15 protein-coding genes and 4 tRNA genes are annotated in these 16,052 nt (G+C 72.0%); 11 read left to right on the top strand and 8 right to left on the bottom strand.

The features are described 5' to 3' along the window. Positions 1 to 123: 123 nt before the first annotated feature. The 4 genes from C5507_RS08445 to C5507_RS08430 form a co-directional block, all read right to left on the bottom strand. Positions 124 to 195: transfer RNA gene (locus C5507_RS08445), tRNA-Val, on the bottom strand. Positions 196 to 221: 26 nt separating this feature from the next. Beyond that, complete coding sequence (locus tag C5507_RS08440) at positions 222 to 599, bottom strand: TIGR02611 family protein (protein ID WP_104528089.1); 378 nt, start codon at positions 597 to 599, stop codon at positions 222 to 224. A gap of 113 nt (positions 600 to 712) precedes the next feature. Next, positions 713 to 1,516 (bottom strand): anti-sigma factor, encoded by an 804-nt coding sequence (locus tag C5507_RS08435; RefSeq protein WP_104528088.1) that lies wholly within the window; start codon positions 1,514 to 1,516, stop codon positions 713 to 715. Further along, positions 1,513 to 2,160: a sigma-70 family RNA polymerase sigma factor gene (locus tag C5507_RS08430; RefSeq protein WP_242610994.1), complete on the bottom strand. Its 648-nt coding sequence runs from the start codon at positions 2,158 to 2,160 to the stop codon at positions 1,513 to 1,515. Before C5507_RS08430 ends, C5507_RS08435 begins: the two co-directional genes overlap by 4 nt. Positions 2,161 to 2,315: 155 nt before the next feature. Between C5507_RS08430 and C5507_RS08425 the strand changes: the two genes are divergently transcribed. The 4 genes from C5507_RS08425 (at position 2,316) to C5507_RS08410 (ending at position 3,178) form a co-directional block, all read left to right on the top strand. Next, on the top strand, positions 2,316 to 2,768 hold the full coding sequence (locus C5507_RS08425; RefSeq protein ID WP_104528086.1) for an SsgA family sporulation/cell division regulator: 453 nt from the start codon (positions 2,316 to 2,318) through the stop codon (positions 2,766 to 2,768). A 95-nt stretch (positions 2,769 to 2,863) separates the two neighbouring features. Beyond that, positions 2,864 to 2,935: transfer RNA gene (locus C5507_RS08420), tRNA-Gly, on the top strand. Positions 2,936 to 2,978: 43 nt separating this feature from the next. Continuing rightward, a tRNA-Cys gene (locus tag C5507_RS08415) sits at positions 2,979 to 3,049 on the top strand. A 54-nt stretch (positions 3,050 to 3,103) separates the two neighbouring features. Continuing rightward, positions 3,104 to 3,178, top strand: a tRNA-Val gene (locus C5507_RS08410). 94 nt (positions 3,179 to 3,272) lie between these two features. On the opposite strand, the gene coaE is transcribed toward C5507_RS08410, so the two are convergent. Next, on the bottom strand, positions 3,273 to 3,869 hold the full coding sequence (gene coaE / locus C5507_RS08405; protein WP_104528085.1) for a dephospho-CoA kinase: 597 nt from the start codon (positions 3,867 to 3,869) through the stop codon (positions 3,273 to 3,275). 266 nt (positions 3,870 to 4,135) lie between these two features. Between coaE and C5507_RS23075 the strand changes: the two genes are divergently transcribed. After that, entirely contained in the window at positions 4,136 to 4,285 is a 150-nt protein-coding gene (locus C5507_RS23075; protein ID WP_249027811.1) for a hypothetical protein, read from the top strand. Positions 4,286 to 4,557: 272 nt separating this feature from the next. Here C5507_RS23075 and rpsA read toward each other — a convergent pair whose 3' ends face one another. Further along, positions 4,558 to 6,027 (bottom strand): 30S ribosomal protein S1, encoded by a 1,470-nt coding sequence (gene rpsA, locus C5507_RS08395; protein WP_104528083.1) that lies wholly within the window; start codon positions 6,025 to 6,027, stop codon positions 4,558 to 4,560. Positions 6,028 to 6,246: 219 nt separating this feature from the next. On the opposite strand from rpsA, the gene C5507_RS08390 reads away from it, so the two are divergent. Then, positions 6,247 to 7,095: a class I SAM-dependent methyltransferase gene (locus C5507_RS08390; RefSeq protein WP_104528082.1), complete on the top strand. Its 849-nt coding sequence runs from the start codon at positions 6,247 to 6,249 to the stop codon at positions 7,093 to 7,095. A gap of 15 nt (positions 7,096 to 7,110) precedes the next feature. Here the strand turns inward: C5507_RS08390 and C5507_RS08385 are convergent, their stop codons facing one another. Next, positions 7,111 to 8,178 (bottom strand): AI-2E family transporter, encoded by a 1,068-nt coding sequence (locus C5507_RS08385; RefSeq protein ID WP_130504181.1) that lies wholly within the window; start codon positions 8,176 to 8,178, stop codon positions 7,111 to 7,113. 104 nt (positions 8,179 to 8,282) lie between these two features. Beyond that, the gene (gene polA / locus C5507_RS08380; protein ID WP_104528080.1) at positions 8,283 to 11,030 is read right to left on the bottom strand and encodes a DNA polymerase I; all 2,748 of its coding nucleotides are present in this window, start codon (positions 11,028 to 11,030) and stop codon (positions 8,283 to 8,285) included. Positions 11,031 to 11,121: 91 nt separating this feature from the next. On the opposite strand from polA, the gene C5507_RS08375 reads away from it, so the two are divergent. The 5 genes from C5507_RS08375 (at position 11,122) to C5507_RS08355 (ending at position 15,898) form a co-directional block, all read left to right on the top strand. Further along, a complete protein-coding gene (locus tag C5507_RS08375) occupies positions 11,122 to 11,538 on the top strand; it encodes a PaaI family thioesterase (protein WP_104528079.1) in 417 nt (138 codons plus the stop codon). A 130-nt stretch (positions 11,539 to 11,668) separates the two neighbouring features. After that, entirely contained in the window at positions 11,669 to 13,033 is a 1,365-nt protein-coding gene (locus C5507_RS08370) for a branched-chain amino acid ABC transporter permease (RefSeq protein ID WP_207225683.1), read from the top strand. Positions 13,034 to 13,036: 3 nt separating this feature from the next. After that, entirely contained in the window at positions 13,037 to 14,035 is a 999-nt protein-coding gene (locus C5507_RS08365; protein ID WP_104528078.1) for a branched-chain amino acid ABC transporter permease, read from the top strand. Beyond that, positions 14,025 to 15,020, top strand: a complete 996-nt coding sequence (locus C5507_RS08360; protein WP_207225682.1) for an ABC transporter ATP-binding protein — start codon at positions 14,025 to 14,027, stop codon at positions 15,018 to 15,020. Before C5507_RS08365 ends, C5507_RS08360 begins: the two co-directional genes overlap by 11 nt. Then, on the top strand, positions 15,017 to 15,898 hold the full coding sequence (locus C5507_RS08355) for an ABC transporter ATP-binding protein (RefSeq protein WP_207225681.1): 882 nt from the start codon (positions 15,017 to 15,019) through the stop codon (positions 15,896 to 15,898). The genes C5507_RS08360 and C5507_RS08355 overlap by 4 nt, the downstream gene beginning before the upstream one ends. The last annotated feature ends 154 nt before the right edge of the window (positions 15,899 to 16,052 follow it).

Genomic DNA, 16,052 nt, shown 5'->3' with positions numbered 1-16,052 from the left:
CAGCGCGCCTTCGGCAGCGGGCTGGTCCACGCGCGCTACCGGACCCGCTGAGCCCCTCCCGGGCGGGATACGACGAAGGGCCAGGCTTCCTATCTCTGGAACTGCCTGGCCCGACGTGTGCGGTGGGCGATACTGGGTTCGAACCAGTGACCTCTTCGGTGTGAACGAAGCGCTCTACCACTGAGCCAATCGCCCGTTGCGCGTCCGATTGTGCCAGACGCTCATCGCCAGAGCGGCACCCACCCCGGCACCCAGTCCGGCACTCCCATGAAGTGCAGCGCGACGACCATCGCGCCGTAGACGAACGCCGCGGTCACCAGCGCGATGAGCAGCCGGAGCCAGACCGGCTGGGCGCCCACCCAGTCGGTCCACCGCTTGACGTGCCGCTTGGTGAACTCGAGCAGCCGCTCGGCCCAGGTGAACTCGGTGGCCAGCACGAAGAGCCCCGCGATGACCGTGAGCCAGCCCGGCCCCACCAGGGGAACCATGATCAGCCCCGCAACGACGACCACCGCGCCCACGATGCCGACCCCGACCCGGTAGCCGTGGTTCAGGCTCCGCTTCGCGGCCAGCCGGCGTCGCCAGCCGGCCTGGGCCACGCGCTCGCGCAGGCTGTGGGTGTCGTCGGAGTCGTACCGCGCACGTCGCTCGTCGGCGGTCTCCGCGGCCGGCCGCGCCCGCTTCGCCGGCGCCGCCGTGGTGTCTGGTCCGCTCAGCTGGTCACCTGCCCGGTCGCGACGACCTCCGTCGGAGCCGACGGAGCCTGCCGACCGGGCTCGATGCTGACGCCGTATCCGGAGAACTCGTTCCCGGTCGCTCCGGAGCCTACGGTTCGGACGCCGATCTGTGACCCAGCGACGTCGAACTCCCCCAGGGGCACGGGCGCCTCCTCGCCGAGACCCCACAGCACGTAGATCTCCGACGACGTGTCGTTGCGCCTCAGGCCGTCGGTGACGACGTGGACGCCGTCGTCGCGGACGACCACGGTGGCGACCTCGCGCTCACCGGTGGTGAGGGGCACGACGGTCGAGGTGCCGGGCTCGGTGAGCTCGGCGACGACCTGTTCCTGCGCGGCCAGGGTGGACCGGAGGTCGTCGCGCGACTGGCTCAGCGCCACGGTCCAGCCGCCCAGCCCGACGACGGCGGCGACGGCGGCGGCCGCCAGCACCCGGGTCAGGACCGTACGGGAGGGCACGCGGCGCAGCGGGACCGGCCGCGGGCCCGTCTGCTCGGCGGCGCTGACCGGGATGATCGGCACCGGCTGCTCGGCGGGACGCGGAGGCAGCTGCTCGGTGCTCGCCACGGCGGCACGCAGCCGTTCGCGCAGCTCCGGGGAAGGCTCGGCCGCCGGCAGGTCGCGCGCCATGGCCGCCATCGCCTCGGAGGTGTCGGCGATCGTCAGCGCGCAGCGCTCGCACCCGGGGAGGTGGCGGAGGAACTCCGCCTCGTCGTCGGGCTCGAGCGCGTGCAGGGCGAACCCCACCGCCAGCTCGTCGTAGCCGTGCTCGCCGGTCATCGTGCCGTCCCGTCCAGGGGCGAGATGTCGTCCAGGGCACTTCCACCCGGGCCCGAGAACCCGCCCAGTTCCGTCTTCAGCCGGCGCATCCCGGCCAGCATCCGTGTCTTCACCGTGCCCAGGGGCGTCCCGGTCAGAGCCGCCACCTCCCGCTGCGTGTACCCGCCGTAGTAGGCGAGCGTCAGCGCCTCCCGTTGCGGCGTGGGCAGCACCCCGAGAGCGGCCCGCACCTGGTCGGCCACCACGCGGGACCAGGCGTCGTCCTCCACGTCGCGGGCCGCGACGGGCGCCTCGAGCACGGCCTCGTCCTCGGCGCGGGCCTGGCGCCGGCGCTGCGACTCCTCACGGCGGACGGCGTCGACCGCCTTGTGGTGCACGACCGCCAGCAGCCAGGAGGCGAAGCTGCCGCGGGTGCCGTCGTACCCGCTCGGATCCCGCCACACCCCGAGGAAGACGTCCTGGAGGACGTCCTCGGCCAGACCGTCGTCGGCGAGGATGCGCCGGGCCAGGGCGAACGCCGGCCGGCGGAAGCGGTCGTAGAGGTCGTCGACGGCACTCCGGTCACCTGCGCGTATGCGCCGGAGGATCTCGACGTCCCCGTCGCCGTCCTCCGGCCGGCGGACCGGTCGGCTCACGGCTCCCATGGTCACACGAGGTGTTCGGATCGACCCGGGCAGGCGGTTCAACCCCTCCCACGAGTGACGCCTGTGACTGGTGTGACTGGTGTGACCGGTGTGGCCCGTGTGGGTCGACTTCTTGGCAGGACGTCACTTCCGGGGACCCCGTTCGTTGACCTGACATGACGAGCCGATGGACCCCCGGTCACATCACCCCCATCACTCTTCAACTGGTCGGCCCGCAGTCCTGGACCGAGGTCCCGGCGCTGCTGTGCTACGACCCCTCGGACCCGTTCGCGGTCCGCATCGCCTTCGGCGAGCAGGACGGCGCCGACGGCGAGGAGGGCATCGCGTGGCTGGTCGGGCGCGAGCTGCTGCAGGCCGGCCTCGAGCGCCCCGCCGGCGACGGCGACGTGCGCGTGTGGCCGGCACACACGGCCAGTGACGTGCTGTTCCTGCACCTGCGGGCCCCGTCGGGCGAGGCGCTCTTCGAGCTCTCCCGCGCCACGGTCGCCGCCTTCCTGCGGCACACCGAGGCGCTCGTGCCCACGGGTTCGGAGACCGCGCTGCTGCACCTTGACCAGGAGCTCGACGCTCTCCTGTCCAACGGCGGACCGGACTTCCCGGGCCGCTGACTTGCGGGAAGGCCTCGGCGGCCGCCATCCGGGGAAGGACCGGGGACCCCCCCTTCGAACCCCCTCCGGACGTCCGCTAGAGTTCTCCCCGTAACGCGGATGTGGCTCAGTGGTAGAGCATCACCTTGCCAAGGTGAGGGTCGCGGGTTCGAATCCCGTCATCCGCTCGGAACCGCGGGCCTTGGTCGGAAGACCTGGGCCCGTGTGTGCGGTGGAGTGGCCGAGAGGCGAGGCAACGGCCTGCAAAGCCGTCTACACGGGTTCAAATCCCGTCTCCACCTCGTCTCCTCCGCGGAGCACGAGCGTGGAGGTGGGTCCGGCCGCGAGGCCGGGACGGGCGATTGGCGCAGCGGTAGCGCGCTTCCCTGACACGGAAGAGGTCACTGGTTCGATCCCAGTATCGCCCACCAGCGAGAACAGCAGGTCAGACCCACAGCCCCGACCGGGCGGGGGTCTTCTGCTTCGTGGCGTGCACACGGCACGGGCACCGGGCACACGCGGAACTCAGTCCGGCACCCCGACCACGTGCCGGTCCCAGAACTCCTCCACCTGCTCCGCCAGCCGTTGCGGCGTGCCGCTGTTGTCCAGGACGACGTCGGCAGCGGCCCGGCGCTGCTCATCGGTGGCCTGGGCGGCGATGCGGGCCCGGGCGTCGACCTCGGCGAGCCCCCGGCCGACGAGCCGCGCGACCCGCGTCTGGGCGTCGGCCTCCACCACCAGCACGAGGTCGTAGGAGCCGGCCTGCCCGGTCTCCACCAGAAGCGGCACATCGTTGACCACGACGGCGTCAGGGGGCGCCGCGGCGACGAGTTCCGCGGTCCGCCGACGCACCAGCGGGTGGACGATCGCGTCCAGCCGGCGACGCGCCGCATCGTCGCTGAAGACCACCGCCGCGAGGGCCGCACGGTCCAACGAGCCATCCGGCGCCACGACGTCCGGGCCGAATTCCGTCACGACTGCAGCGAGGCCGGGGGTCCCGGGCTCCAGCACCTCGCGGGCGATGCGGTCCGCGTCGACCACGACGGCGCCCCGCTCGGCCAGCAGGGCCGACACCGTGCTCTTACCCGAGCCGATACCGCCGGTCAGTCCGATCCTCAGCACGTACGGACAGTAGCGACCTCCCGGCGAGGATTACGGACCGGTAACGCCGCCCCACTCGCCCGGCGCGTCGCAGTAGTCACACGAGCCCCACCACTAACGTTCGTCCTGGCGATCTTCCCCGCCGAGAGAGGCAGAACGAGAACATGTCCGGTCACCCGCCCGCTGCATCCCCGTCGACCCGTGCCGCCCGCCGAGGCGCCGGCCGGCACCGGCTCGGCGCCACCGCCGGTGTGCGTTGCGCCGACATCCCCGCCGTTCGCGACCGGATGCAGTTCCAGCGTCCGACCATCGCGCACCGCAGCTCGCTGCTGCGCTGGATGTTCTCCACGCCGACCACCGGTCGCCACACGTGGAGCTTCCTGGCCGGCTCCGGCGGCCGTCCGCGCACCGCCTTCGCGATCATCCTCAGCCTCTGATCACCCCCGGTCCGGCCGCGGGCACGTCCGTGTGGTGCGGCCGACCGGGTACCGCGCACTGCCCGGTCGACTGATCCGCCGATCGCCTCGCCGCGCCCGGCCGCCGAGCAGGTGCCGGTCCGGCCCGTGCCGGCAGACAGGACCCGTGGACCTCGTCCACGGGTCCTTCGTCGTCTGCCCCGACCGGCACGCTCCGGGCACGACGGAGGCCCAGGACCTGATGGGTCCTGGGCCTCCGGCGTTCAGCGCTGGGTCAGCGCCGGATCAGCTGTTCACTCACCGCCGGCGAGCTTGGCCCGCAGCGCGGCGAGGGCCTCGTCGCTGGCCAGGGTGCCACCGGTGCCGGCCGGGGCGTCCGGACCAGCGGCGTCGTCGCTGGAGTAGCTGCCACCGGCAGCCGCCTCGGCGTCGGCCTCCTTGGCGGCCGCGATCTGCTTGCGGTGCGCCTCGAAGCGGGCCTGGGCCTCGGCGTACTGCCGCTCCCACGTCTCGCGGGCCTCGTCGTAGCCCTCGAGCCACTCGCCGGTCTCCGGGTCGAAGCCCTCGGGGTAGATGTAGTTGCCCTGCTCGTCGTACGCGGCGGCCATGCCGTAGGCGGCCGGGTCGAACTGCTCCTCGTCGCCGACGACGCCCTCGTTGGCCTGCTTGAGCGACAGCGAGATACGACGACGATCGAGGTCGATGTCGATGACCTTGACGAGGATCTCGTCGCCGACCTGCACGACCTGCTCCGGGATCTCCACGTGGCGCTCGGCCAGCTCGGAGATGTGCACCAGGCCCTCGATGCCCTCGTCGACACGCACGAACGCACCGAAGGGGACGAGCTTGGTGACCTTGCCCGGGACGACCTGGCCGATCTGGTGCGTGCGGGCGAACTGACGCCACGGGTCCTCCTGCGTCGCCTTCAGCGACAGGGAGACCCGCTCGCGGTCCAGGTCGACGTCGAGGACCTCGACGGTGACCTCCTGGCCCACCTCGACGACCTCGGACGGGTGGTCGATGTGCTTCCACGACAGCTCGGAGACGTGCACGAGACCGTCGACGCCGCCGAGGTCCACGAACGCACCGAAGTTGACGATCGAGGAGACGACACCCGAACGGACCTGGCCCTTGGCGAGCTTGTTGAGGAACTCGCTGCGGACCTCGGACTGGGTCTGCTCCAGCCACTGACGACGGGAGAGCACGACGTTGTTGCGGTTCTTGTCGAGCTCGATGATCTTCGCCTCGAGCTCGCGGCCCACGTAGGGCTGCAGGTCGCGGACGCGTCGCATCTCGACCAGCGAGGCGGGGAGGAACCCGCGCAGGCCGATGTCGAGGATGAGGCCGCCCTTGACGACCTCGATGACGGTGCCGGTGACGACCTCGTCGGCTTCCTTCTTGGCCTCGATCGTGCCCCAGGCGCGTTCGTACTGAGCGCGCTTCTTGGAGAGGATCAGCCGGCCTTCCTTGTCCTCCTTCTGGAGGACCAGGGCTTCCACCTCGTCGCCGACCTTGACGACCTCGTTCGGGTCGACGTCGTGCTTGATGGAGAGCTCGCGCGAGGGGATGACGCCCTCGGTCTTGTAGCCGATGTCCAGCAGCACCTCGTCCCGGTCGACCTTGACGATGACGCCCTCGACGATGTCGCCATCGTTGAAGTACTTGATCGTCTGGTCGATCGCCGCGAGGAAGTCCTCGGCGGAACCGATGTCGTTGATGGCGACCTGGGGGGTGCTGGAAGGACGGACCTGAGTGGAGGTCATGTGGTTGGTTGCTCCGGACGGTTTATGCGTAGGGACAGGACGACCCGCGGCCGTCGGACCACGGGGAGGTACAGCGGGGAGAACCGACGCGGGCGTCCCCCGGAGGGGAAGAGCACGACAGACCTCTGGCGCCCTCCCATGGTACGGACGCCGGGAGGCTGCGGTCCACCTGGGTTCGGGCGGTCACCGCGCCCGGCGGCGTGTCACGATCGGCGCGCCATGACCCAGCCCCCACCCCCCTCCCCGCTGCCGCTCGCGAGCGACGGCTATCCGGTCGCCGGCGGGGTGGCCCGCCGCCCCGCCGACTCCGCCGAGTCGGTGCGCGCCAACCGCCTCTGGTGGGACGCGGCCGCCCCCGCGTACCTGGCCGAGCACGGTTCGGACCTGGGCGACGCCGACTTCCTGTGGTGCCCGGAGGGCCTGCGGGAGGCCCAGGCGCACCTGCTCGGCGACGTGGCGGGGCGACGGGTGCTGGAGATCGGCTGCGGATCGGCGCCCTGCGCGCGGTGGCTGCGCTCCGCCGGTGCCGACGTCGTCGCCCTGGACCTGTCCGCCGGCATGCTGGCCCGCGCCGCCGAGCTGAACCGCTCCACCGGTATCGCCGTCCCGCTGCTGCAGGCGGACGCCGGCGCGCTGCCGCTGGCCGACGCGAGCGTGGACCTGGCCTGCTCGGCGTTCGGCGGCCTGCCGTTCGTCGCCGACGTGGCGGGCGCCCTGCGGGAGGTGGCCCGGGTGCTGCGCCCGGGTGGGCGCTTCGTCGCGTCGGTGAACCACCCGATGCGCTGGCCCTTCCCCGACTCCCCCGACCCCGAGGACCTGCGGATCGTCTCCTCCTACTTCGACCGCACGCCGTACGTGGAGACCGACGGCTCCGGCCGCACCGTGTACGTGGAGCACCACCGCACCGTCGGCGACTGGGTGCGCGCCGTCGTCGGCGCGGGCCTGGTGCTGGCGGACCTGCTGGAGCCGGAGTGGACGCCCGGCCGGACGGAGACCTGGGGGCAGTGGTCACCGGAGCGCGGCGAGCTCGTGCCCGGCACGCTCATCCTGGTCGGCACGAAAACCTGAACCTCCGGTCGACGTTCAGAGTCCCGCGACGGGCCGGGATCCGTGCCGGACCCACACCTCGCGCGCGGCGGCCGTGACCGCGGCGGTGAGCGGGACGAACAGCAGCGCCCCGGCGATCCCCCACAGCACGCCGCCGACGGTGACAGCGACCAGCACCGTCGCGGCGTTGAGCGGCAGCCGGTTGCGCATGACGTACGGCTCCACGAACGAGTTGCCGAGCTGCTGCACCACCACGACCAGTCCCAGGACGAGGGCCGCCGTGACGAGACCCCCGGAGGCGTAGGCGACGACCACGGCCACGAGGCCCGCGACGAACGCACCGATCGTGGGGATGTAGGACGCGAGGAACTGCAGCGCCGCGAGGGTCAGCGCGAGGGGCACGCCGATCAGCAGCAGGCCGACGCCGATGCCCACGGCGTCGAACACCGCGACGATGGTCAGGCCGCGGACGTAGCCGCCCACGGTCGTCCAGGCCGCGCGGCCGCCCGCGTCGACGTCCTCGCGGAGCCGGCCGCCGAACTTCCCCAGCAGCCAGCGCCAGATGCCCGGCCCCCCGTGCAGGAAGAGGTAGGCCAGCGCCACGACGAGGAAGGCGGCGATCACGACCTCGCCAGCCGTCCGCGCGGGGCCGAGCAGGTCGCCGGCGGAGGTGCCACCGCCGGAGCCGCCTCCGCCGCCCCCCGAGGAGCCGAGGCTCGGCAGCTCGACGCCGAAGCGCTGCGACAGGTCCGAGGAGACCCTCTGGAACTGCTCCCGCAACCGGGGCAGCTGGCCGGCGATGCGCGCACCCAGGGCCAGGAGCACGGCACCGAGGACGCCGACCAGGAGCAGCACCGCCCCGCCCGCGGCCAGCCAGCGCGGCGCCCCGCGGCCGTGCGACCACTCCACGAGCGGCGCCAGGATGCCCGCGACGAGCAGGGCGATCAGGACGGTCACCAGCGGCAAGGTCACCTTGACGGCGAAGCCGGCGAGGAGCCACAGCAGTACCGCGAGGACGAGCAGCCGGCCGCCCACGGCCGAGGACGTGGCGAGCCAGGCGGGGACTGCGGGGCGGGTCCGGTCGGAGGGGGCTGGGGATTCCATGGACCCGATGTGCACCGGGGAGCGGCCCCTGACACATCGACCGCGGATACCGACCCGGATCCACAGCAGCCCGCAACGCGGGGCGCCCCGGGCGGGCACCGCCCTCAGTGCGCGGCGGCGTCCCAGCTGGCGCCGACACCGACGGAGACCTCCAGCGGCACGGACAGCTCCGCGGCCCCGGCCATCTCGCGGCGGACCAGCGTCTCCAGGGTGTCCTTCTCCCCCGGCGCCACCTCGAGCACGAGTTCGTCGTGCACCTGGAGCAGCATCCGGGACCTGAGCCCCTCGGCCGCGATCGCCTTCTCCACGTTGAGCATCGCGACCTTGATGACGTCGGCCGCCGACCCCTGGATGGGCGCGTTGAGCGCCATCCGCTCGGCCATCTGCCGGCGCTGCCCGTTGTCGCTGGTGAGGTCCGGCAGGTAGCGCCGCCGGCCCAGCGTGGTCTCGGTGTAGCCGGTCTGGCGGGCGTCGTCCACGACCCCGTCGAGGTAGTCGCGGATGCCGCCGAAGCGCTCGAAGTAGGCGTGCATCTGCTCCCGCGCCTCCTCGACGGAGATGCGCAGCTGCCCGGACAGCCCGTAGGCGGACAGGCCGTAGGCCAGCCCGTAGCTCATCGCCTTGATCCGCCGGCGCATCTCCGGGTCGACCTCGGAGATCGGGATGTCGAAGGCCCGGGAGGCGACGAAGGAGTGCAGGTCCTCCCCCGACGTGAAGGCCTCGATCAGGCCCTCGTCGCCGGACAGGTGCGCCATGATCCGCATCTCGATCTGGCTGTAGTCCGCCGTCATCAGCGACTCGTAGCCCTGGCCCACGACGAACGCCTGGCGGATGCGCCGACCCTCGGCGGTGCGGATCGGGATGTTCTGCAGGTTCGGGTCGGTGGACGACAGCCGCCCGGTCGCGGCGATCGTCTGCTGGAACGTCGTGTGGATGCGGCCGGCGTCGTCGACCATCGGGATGAGGCCGTCGATGACGGTGCGCAGCCGGGTCACGTCGCGGTGCCGGAGCAGGTGCTCCAGGAACGGGTGCCCGGTGGAGGCGAGCAGCGAGGTCAGCGCGTCGGCGTCGGTCGTGTAGCCGGTCTTGTTCTTCTTCGTCTTCGGCAGGCCCAGCTCGTCGAACAGGACGGTCTGCAGCTGCTTCGGCGAGCCGAGGTTCACCTCGCGGCCGATGACCGCGTAGCACTCGGCTGCCGCGGCGGCGACGCCGTCGGCGAACTCCTTCTGCAGCTCGTGCAGGAAGTCCAGGTCCGCGGCGATGCCGCGGTACTCCATCGAGGCGAGCACGCGGGTGAGCGGCAGCTCGATCCCGCCGAGCAGGTGGTCACCGCCGCGCTGGCCGAGCACCTGCTCCAGCGCGTCGGACAGGTCGTTGACCGCCACGGCCTTGAGGACGTCGGCCTTCGCCGCCTCGGCGGCGACGTCGGCCTCGCTGGGGCCGAGGCCGTCGAGGGTCAGCTGGCCCTCGGGCTCGGCGGCGTCCTTGAGCTCCCGGCGCAGGTAGCGCACCGCGAGGTCGGCGAGGTCGAAGGAGCGCTGACCGGGCAGGGCCAGGTAGGCGGCGAGCGCCGTGTCGCTGACCACGCCCTCGAGCTGCCACCCGCGGGCCCAGATCGCCAGCAGCGGGCCCTTCACCTCGTGCACGACCTTGGGGCGGTCGGCGTCGGCCAGCCAGGCGGCCAGCGCCTGCACGTCGGCGACGTCGAGGTCGGGGCCGAGGTCGACGAAGGCGGTGTGGTCGTCGGCGGCCGCGAGCGCCAGGCCCGTCAGCTCACCGGTGCCGCGCCCCCACGTGCCGCGGAAGATCAGCCCGGTGCGGCCGGTGCGCGCGTGCGCGTCGAGCCAGGCACCCAGCCCGCCGCCCGGCACGTCGTCGACCGTGACGTCGAAGCCGCCCTCGACCTCCGGCTCGGCGCTGGTGAGCGTGGCGAAGAGCCGGTCCCGCAGCACCCGGAACTGCAGGTTGTCGAAGAGGGTGTGCACCTCGTTGCGGTCCCACGCCTGGACCGCGAGGTCCTGCGGGCCCACCTCCAGCGGGACAGCGCGGTCGAGCTCGGTCAGCCGCCGGTTCTGCAGCACCGAGGACAGGTGCTCGCGCAGCTTCTCGCCGACCTTGCCCTTGACGGTGTCGACCTGGTCGACCAGCGCGTCCAGCGAGCCGTACTCCCGCACCCACTTGGCCGCGGTCTTCTCCCCGACGCTCGGGATGCTCGGCAGGTTGTCGCTCGGGTCCCCCCGGAGCGCGGCGAAGTCGGGGTACTGCGCCGGCGTGAGGTTGTACTTGGCCTCGACCTCGGCCGGCGTGAAGCGGGTCATGTCCGACACGCCCTTGCGGGGGTAGAGCACCGTGACGTGCTCGTTCACCAGCTGCAGGGCGTCGCGGTCACCGGTGGCGATCAGCACGTCCATGCCCTGCTCGACCGCCTGCACGGTGAGCGTGGCGATGACGTCGTCGGCCTCGTAGCCCTCGGCGGTGATGACCGGGACCCGCAGGGCGCCGAGCACCTCCTGCACGAGGCTGACCTGGCCGCGGAAGTCGGTCGGGCTCTCCGCCCGGTTGGCCTTGTACTCGGCGTAGATCTCGCTGCGGAAGGTCGTGCGGCCGACGTCGAAGGCGACGGCGAGATGGGTGGGCTGCTCGTCGCGCAGGATGTTGATCAGCATCGACGTGAAGCCGTAGACGGCGTTCGTGGGCTGGCCCGTGGTCGTGGAGAAGTTCTCCACCGGCAGCGCGAAGAACGCGCGGTAGGCCAGGGAGTGCCCGTCGAGCAGCAGCAGTCGCGGCCGGGGCCCCGAACTGGTGGCGGCGGCGGACTGCGGGGCGCTGGGGGTACTCACCGGAGCGGACATCGATGCCGATCCTAGTAAGAGGGCCCCGTCGCCCCCCCACGACTCGCACGCTCGCCGCGGGCCCCTGCGACGGGGCCATTACGGTGCCGGGGTGACCACCCCTCCCCCGGCCTGGCTCCCCGACGGCATCAGCAGCCCGCTCGACGACAAGCTCGGCGTCCGGATCACCGACTGGAACCCCGACCGCATGGTCGCCACCATGCCGGTGGCCGGCAACGAGCAGCCCTTCGGCCTGCTCCACGGCGGTGCCACCTGCACGCTGGCCGAGACGATCGGGTCGATGGCCGCGGCCGTGGGAGCCGGTCCCGACCGGCAGGTGGTCGGCATCGAGCTCAACGTCAGCTACCTGCGCGCCGCCACGGGGGGCACCGTCACGGCCATCTGCACGCCGGTCCGGCGTGGCCGCACCCTCTCCACCTTCCTCATCGAGATCAGCGACGAGCGGGGCCGGCCGACGGCCAGCGCCCGGCTCACGTGCATGAGCCTCGCGGCCTCGCGGAAGGCCTGAGCGGCCACTCCCGGCGACGACCGCGTGCCGCCCGGCGTGTCGCAGAAAGGTCACAGCTCGGCCCGCGCCCGCGGCTGCCGGGCAGAACTGCGTTAGGTTCCCTCCTCAACGAATCCGCCGAGGAGGTCGAGTGACGCACCCGACGGACCGTGTCCGCCGGCACGGTCGACGTAGCAGTCCCACGAGAGCGGGGGCTCGGACGCCGGCCGGTAGGCCACCGCGTCGAGGTCTGACCGCGCTCCGGCTGCTGCTGGTCGCCCTCTTCACCGCCGGTCTGGCCGCGCTGGTCCCCGGCGCCGCCCTTGCCGCCGACGACGCCAGCGAGCAGATCTCCGGCACCATGCGGACCAGCGTGAGCGGTCCCATCGAGGGCATCGAGGTCGTCGTCACCACGCCGGACGGTGACGAGGTCGGCACCGACGAGACCGACGAGAACGGCCGGTTCGTCGTCGACCTGCCCGGTCCCGGCCAGTACACCGTGACCGTCCCCGAGGACTCCCTCCCCGAGGGCGTCGAGTTCAGCTCCGGCAACAGCCGGACCGTGACGGTCGACGCCAACCGCAACCAGGGCGTGATCATCGGCCTGGACGACGGCAGCGGGGGCGCCGGGGGCGGCAACACCCGGTGGGTGCAGCTGCTGGTCGACGGCTTCCGTTTCGGCCTGCTGATCGCCATGGCCGCGGTCGGGCTGTCGCTGATCTTCGGGACCACGGGGCTCACCAACTTCGCGCACGGCGAGCTGGTGACCATCGGCGCGATCGTCGCCTGGTTCATCAACGTCGAGGGCGGCGTCCCGCTGATCCCGGCCGCGCTGCTGGCGATGGTCATCGGCGCCGGCGTGGGCCTGCTCAACGAGCGGCTGCTCTGGCGCCCGCTGCGCCGCCGCGGCACCGGCCTGGTGGCCGCGCTGGTCATCTCGATCGGCCTGTCGCTGCTGCTGCGCTACGCGTACCAGATCTTCTTCGGGGGCGGCTCGGAGGCCTACGCCGACTACCGCGGTCAGCGCGCGGTGAGCTACGGCGCGTTCACGCTGACCAACAAGGCCCTCGCCTCGATCATCATCGCGCTGGTCGTGCTGGTCCTGGTCGCGCTCATGCTGCAGAAGACCAAGATCGGCAAGGCGATGCGCGCGGTCGCCGACAACCGCGACCTCGCGGCGTCGTCCGGCATCGACGTGAACCGCGTGATCCTCGTCGTCTGGATGATGGGCGGGGCGCTGGCCGCCCTCGGTGGCGTGCTGCTCGGCCTGTCCGACGAGGTCCAGTGGGACATGGGCTTCCGCCTGCTGCTGCTGATGTTCGCCGGGGTCACCCTGGGCGGGCTGGGGACCGCCTACGGCGCCCTCGTCGGCAGCCTCGTCGTGGGCGTCTTCGTGCAGATGTCCACGCTGGTGATCCCGAACGACGTCAAGTACGTCGGCGGGCTCCTGCTCCTGATCATCATCCTCATGGTCCGCCCGCAGGGCATCCTCGGCAGCCGGGTACGGGTGGGTTGAGCAATGGGTGAATTCATCGACGCAGTGGCCATCGCCGTCAAGGCGGGGATCGGCTTCCAGGCCGTCTTCCTGGCGCTCCTCGCCATCGGCATCAACATGCAGTTCGGCTACGCCGGCCTGCTCAACTTCGGCCAGATCGCCTTCGCCCTCCTCGGCGCGTACGGCATCGCCATCTCCGTGAGCCAGTGGGGCCTCGACTTCTGGGTCGGCGTGCTGATCGGGCTGGTCGCCGCGGTCGTCCTGGCCCTGCTCCTCGGGTTGCCGACCCTGCGGCTGCGCGCGGACTACCTGGCGATCGCGACCATCGCCGCCGCCGAGGGGCTGCGGCTGCTGTTCCGCTCGGTCTCGGCCACGCCGGTCACGAACGGGTCCCGGGGCATCTCCGGCTTCAACCGGCAGTTCGTCGAGCTGGCCCCCTGGGACACCGGCCGCCGGTACTCCCTGCTGGGGACCTTCTGGAGCGGGGCGGACCTGTGGGTCGCCGCGGTCGGCTGGACCCTGGTGGCGCTCGCGTCGCTGCTGGTGTGGGGCCTGGTCCGGAGCCCGTGGGGCCGTGTCGTCAAGTCCATCCGCGAGGACGAGGACGCCGTGCGCGCCCTCGGCAAGAACGTGTACGTCTACAAGATGCAGGCGCTGGTCCTGGGCGGGATCTTCGGTGCGCTCGGCGGCATGATCTACGCCGTCGGCACCGGGTCGACGACCCCGGACCAGTACCAGAACGCGAACACCTTCCTGGCCTACGCGGCGCTGATCCTCGGCGGCGCGGCGCGCGTGCTCGGCCCCGTGGTCGGCGCGATGCTGATGTACTTCATCATCCAGTTCGCCGACTCCGGGCTCCGGAGCCTGATCGAGAACGGCGTGATCCCCGCGGGCCTGCTCTCGACGACCGACGTCGCCCAGATCCGCTTCGTCATCATCGGTCTCGGGCTGATCCTGCTGCTGGTCTTCCGGCCGCAGGGCATCTTCGGTGACCGACGAGAGGTGATGCTCGATGCCCGCTGAGCCCAACCCCACCGGCGCGACGGCCTCCGGCGCGAGGGTGCCCGCCCGCCTCGCGCAGGCCGCCCTCCGCGACGTCCCCTGGGAGGTCGGCGTCGCCAAGCCGGACCCGACCATCGTCGTGGACGGCGTCACCCGCACCTTCGGCGGCCTGACGGCCGTCTCGGTCGACCACCTGGAGATCCAGCGCGGCGGCATCACCGGTCTGATCGGCCCCAACGGCGCCGGCAAGACCACGCTGTTCAACCTGCTGACCGGGTTCGACCAGCCCGACAGCGGCACCTGGACCTTCGACGGCCGCTCGCTCGGCAAGCTGGCGCCGCACCAGGTGGCCCGGCTCGGCGTCGTCCGCACCTTCCAGCTGACCAAGGCGCTGTCCCGGCTGACCGTGCTGCAGAACATGCTGCTCGGCGCCCAGGGCCAGAAGGGCGAGAGCTTCTTCTCCGCCCTGGTGCCGGCGCTCTGGCGGGGGCAGGAGAAGGCGAACACCGAGAAGGCGATGGAGCTGCTCCGTCGCTTCAAGCTCGACGCCAAGAAGGACGACTTCGCCGGCACCCTCTCCGGGGGTCAGCGGAAGCTGCTGGAGATGGCCCGCGCCCTGATGAGCGACCCGCAGGTCGTCATGCTCGACGAGCCGATGGCCGGCGTGAACCCCGCGCTGACCCAGAGCCTGCTCGGGCACGTCAAGGACCTCCGGGAGGAGGGCATGACGGTCATCTTCGTCGAGCACGACATGGACGTCGTCCGTGACATCAGCGACTGGGTCGTGGTGATGGCCGCCGGCAACGTGATCGCGGAGGGCCCGCCCGAGTCGATCAGCCAGAACAAGGCGGTCGTCGACGCCTACCTCGGCGCGCACCACGACGCACCGCTCACCGTCGAGGACGAGGACCGCCAGCTGGCCGAGGCCGAGGCGGCCATCGCCCGCGAGTCCGAGGGCACCGAGGCCGGCACGTCCGCGCCGGACCAGGGAGGCACCGCTCGATGAGCACCATGGACGACCCCGCCAGCCAGGACCCGATGTTCCAGGTCGAGAAGGGTGACGACGGCGGCACGCCGGACGAGCGCGCCCTCGCCGGGACCACGGACCTGTCCCCCGCCGAGAAGGCCGCCACCCGCGGGGAGCACGCGCGCCTCGCGGAGGGGGCCCTGGTGCGGGCCGACGAGCTGGTCGCCGGGTACGTGCCCGGCGTCAACATCCTCAACGGCTGCGACTTCTACCTGCAGGAGGGCGAGCTCGTCGGCATCATCGGCCCGAACGGGGCCGGCAAGTCGACGCTGCTCAAGACGCTGTTCGGCCTGATCCCGGTCCGCTCGGGCGCGGTCACCCTGCGCGGGGAGGAGATCACCTCCGCCCCGGCGCACCGGCTGGTGTCCCTCGGTGTCGGCTACGTCCCCCAGAACAACAACGTGTTCCCCTCGCTCACCATCGAGGAGAACATGGAGATGGGCGCCTACCTCCGCCCGAAGGTGTTCCGGGAGCGCTTCGACTACGTGGCCGAGCTGTTCCCGATGCTCGGCGAGCGCCGGAAGATCAAGGCCGGCTCGCTGTCCGGCGGCGAGCGCCAGATGGTGGCGATGGGCCGGGCGCTGATGATGGAGCCGTCGGTGCTGCTGCTCGACGAGCCCTCGGCCGGCCTCTCCCCCGCTTACCAGGACGAGGTGTTCATCCGCTGCCGGCGGATCAACGCCACCGGCGTCTCGATCATCATGGTCGAGCAGAACGCACGCCGGTGCCTGCAGATCTGCGACCGCGGCTACGTGCTCGACCAGGGCCGCAACGCCTACACGGCGACCGGCGAGTCCCTCATGAACGACCCCAAGGTCATCGAGCTCTACCTCGGGACGCTGGCCAAGGCGCACTGACCCCGTTCCACCCGGCAGCGCCGGTCCCCACCCGGGGACCGGCGCTGCTGTCGTCGCGGCCCCGACCAGGACCCCGCACGGCCTGGCCGGTGCCCCAGCTCCCCGGCGAGCGCCCGCCGGCCGTCCTGGAGGCGCAGGAGCCGCTGCCGGACCT

This window comes from Blastococcus saxobsidens, assembly GCF_002938435.1.
GTDB classification, from domain to species: Bacteria; Actinomycetota; Actinomycetes; order Mycobacteriales; family Geodermatophilaceae; genus Blastococcus; species Blastococcus saxobsidens.
Note: the sequence above shows the minus strand (reverse complement) of the source record. Positions and strands in the feature narration are given on the sequence as shown.

Excerpts from the sequence above, each read along its gene's own strand:
- C5507_RS08425 (WP_104528086.1), top strand. The coding sequence starts at position 2,316 with ATGACGAGCCGATGGACCCCCGGTCACATCACCCCCATCACTCTTCAA.
- C5507_RS08385 (WP_130504181.1), bottom strand. The coding sequence starts at position 8,178 with ATGGAATCCCCAGCCCCCTCCGACCGGACCCGCCCCGCAGTCCCCGCC.
- C5507_RS08355 (WP_207225681.1), top strand. The coding sequence starts at position 15,017 with ATGAGCACCATGGACGACCCCGCCAGCCAGGACCCGATGTTCCAGGTC.
- polA (WP_104528080.1), bottom strand. The coding sequence starts at position 11,030 with ATGTCCGCTCCGGTGAGTACCCCCAGCGCCCCGCAGTCCGCCGCCGCC.
- C5507_RS08390 (WP_104528082.1), top strand. The coding sequence starts at position 6,247 with ATGACCCAGCCCCCACCCCCCTCCCCGCTGCCGCTCGCGAGCGACGGC.
- C5507_RS08360 (WP_207225682.1), top strand. The coding sequence starts at position 14,025 with ATGCCCGCTGAGCCCAACCCCACCGGCGCGACGGCCTCCGGCGCGAGG.
- C5507_RS23075 (WP_249027811.1), top strand. The coding sequence starts at position 4,136 with ATGCAGTTCCAGCGTCCGACCATCGCGCACCGCAGCTCGCTGCTGCGC.
- C5507_RS08430 (WP_242610994.1), bottom strand. The coding sequence starts at position 2,160 with ATGGGAGCCGTGAGCCGACCGGTCCGCCGGCCGGAGGACGGCGACGGG.
- C5507_RS08435 (WP_104528088.1), bottom strand. The coding sequence starts at position 1,516 with ATGACCGGCGAGCACGGCTACGACGAGCTGGCGGTGGGGTTCGCCCTG.
- C5507_RS08365 (WP_104528078.1), top strand. The coding sequence starts at position 13,037 with ATGGGTGAATTCATCGACGCAGTGGCCATCGCCGTCAAGGCGGGGATC.
- rpsA (WP_104528083.1), bottom strand. The coding sequence starts at position 6,027 with ATGACCTCCACTCAGGTCCGTCCTTCCAGCACCCCCCAGGTCGCCATC.